Raw genomic sequence first — 2,279 nt, 5'->3', positions numbered from 1 at the left:
TCTTCCATTATCTGAACGGAGCTTTTTTTGAAGGCCTTACTCTCATCCCAAGATGCAACGAGTAGGTCTCGTCCCTTTTTTGCGCTCCAATAATCAGTGGCTAATACGGCAACCCCAGTTGGAATGGTAATGACGTCAACAACACCCGGAGAAGCTTTCGCGCTTTTAGAGTCGACCGACTTCAGTGTCGCGCCGAATTTAGGCGCATGAAGCACCATAGCCGTCAGCATGTCAGGCAATTTGAAATCTTGAGTAAATATCGCCGTGCCGTTATTTTTCCCAGTATCTTTTCGACTGAGCTTGGTTTTACCAATCAAAGTAAAATCGTCTGGCGATTTAAGTGGGACGGTACTTGGGTCGGGAACTGGCATTTTGGCAGCCTCTTCGGCCAAGTCACCAAAACTTGCCTGTTTATTCCCATGACTCACCACACCTGAAGAGACAACAATTTCATCGGAATTTACGCCCCACTTTTTCGCAGCAGCAGCCACCAACATAGACTTGGCCACAGCACCGGCAGTTCGTAATTGCATGTAAGAGTTGGCGATTGCGGTACTACCGCCCGTTCCTTGCATAGGGCCCCATAACGTGTTGTTGTAACGCGAAGCATCCGCCGGTGCACCCTCAGGAACCATTTGTTCCCATGCCGCATCTAATTCTTCAGCAACAAGTGTCGTTAACCCTGTGTAAGTTCCTTGACCCATTTCAACGTGTTTGATCATCACAGTCACGGTGTTGTCACTGCCAATACGAACGAACGCATTTGGTTCAAACGATACATCTGATGCCGACTGTTCGGATGCAAACGCCTTTTGATTGGTTATCGAAACACCCAGAGTTAACCCAGCTCCAACACCACCGATCAATTTAAGAAAGTCACGGCGACTAGTGGCAACTTCTTGCGTTGCCATTGATAAAGACATTAAGCGCATAATCGTTCACTCCATCTCACGACAACTTTGTTGAAGCTTGTTTGATCGCATTGCGAATACGAACATAGGTAGCGCATCGGCACACATTACCCGCCATGGCAGCATCAATATCATCGTCCGTCGGGTTTGGGTTTTGCTCTAAAAGCGCAACTGCCGACATCACCTGACCTGATTGGCAATAACCGCATTGCGGGACCTGAAGTTCGTCCCACGCTTCTTGAACTACTTTTGCTGCAGGGCTCTCCACCCCCTCAATCGTAGTGATTTTTTGTCCAACCGCAGCTTGAACAGGTGTAATGCAAGAGCGAATAGCCTGACCATTCAGGTGAACAGTACACGCACCACACAATGACATACCACAGCCAAACTTAGTGCCCGTCATAGAAAGGTGATCTCGAATCACCCATAGGATTGGAGTATCTGGAGTTGCATCGACACTTACATCGACACCATTTACGTTAAGAGTTAATGCCATGGAGCTTCTCCTGCTCGCCGAAATTTACGTATACACAGTCATAACCTAAGGCGAAAACCGCTGTGTATACTCCCTTCGATGTGGCTGACCTAAAAGAGCCATAGTGCAAATTATAGACAAGACTAGACGCTGTGCTTAAAGATGGAACAGGTTAATATCTAATTGTAAACGATTCACATTATCGATAAAGTAAAGCCTTTAAATACTAATAAGTTATGGATAATGACAAACGTTAAAAAGGCTCTACCTATTATATTCGCAGTCGGTGTTGGCTACGCCTCAGGTGCCTACCTTCATCACACATCGTCAACAAACATCAAGCCTGCAGAGGTTTTCACTGCAAAGACGCAGGCACCACCCGTCGAGACAATAGAAAACAATGACGGCGCTTCAGCTAATGGGGAACGATTACCCAAACCTCCTGAAACGTTTCCAAAATTTATCAAAGAAACCCTCGATGACTATGGTTTTGATTTGGCCAATCTTACGGAGCAGCAGTGGTCAGAATTCATAAGCCTATCGGCCATTGACTACTTCTCAGAGCAACTTAGTCCAGAAGTCGTGTTTTACATTGCAATGACTCTCAATGACCAAGAGCTGATCACTAATCTTATTGAGCAGGGTGTCGATATCGATAAGCAGGTTACAATGCAAAACTATCAATATCCGTTACGTTTTGCGGCAGTAAAATCAAACATCGAGCTATTTTCGCAACTGGTCGATGCTTCACAAGATATCAACGCGAAGATCTACAGTCCGCTGATTAGAATGATTAGTCGCTCCAATCAAGAAGTGAGTGTTCAGCGTGAGAAAATTGATTATTTGCTCGCGGCAGGTTATGAGCTCACCGATACCTATGATCACATCATCCC

General features: G+C 45.8%; 3 protein-coding genes. 1 reads left to right on the top strand and 2 read right to left on the bottom strand.

Annotated features, from left to right (window positions below):
- Both AC4MRV_RS21935 and AC4MRV_RS21930 read right to left on the bottom strand, forming a co-directional pair.
- Positions 1-932 (bottom strand): molybdopterin cofactor-binding domain-containing protein (locus AC4MRV_RS21935; RefSeq protein WP_491189388.1); only part of this gene is annotated, 932 nt, incomplete at its 3' end.
- 16 nt (positions 933-948) lie between these two features.
- Entirely contained in the window at positions 949-1,407 is a 459-nt protein-coding gene (locus tag AC4MRV_RS21930; protein WP_150873198.1) for a (2Fe-2S)-binding protein, read from the bottom strand.
- 222 nt (positions 1,408-1,629) lie between these two features.
- On the opposite strand from AC4MRV_RS21930, the gene AC4MRV_RS21925 reads away from it, so the two are divergent.
- A partial coding sequence (locus tag AC4MRV_RS21925; RefSeq protein ID WP_491189387.1) for a hypothetical protein occupies positions 1,630-2,279 on the top strand: 650 nt, incomplete at its 3' end.

The sequence above is a fragment of the Vibrio sp. genome, from assembly GCF_984391705.1.
This window is presented reverse-complemented; position numbering and strand designations above follow the sequence as displayed.

What these genes read in the sequence shown, in the direction of transcription:
- AC4MRV_RS21930 (WP_150873198.1), bottom strand. Translation starts at nt 1,407, where the DNA reads ATGGCATTAACTCTTAACGTAAATGGTGTCGATGTAAGTGTCGATGCA.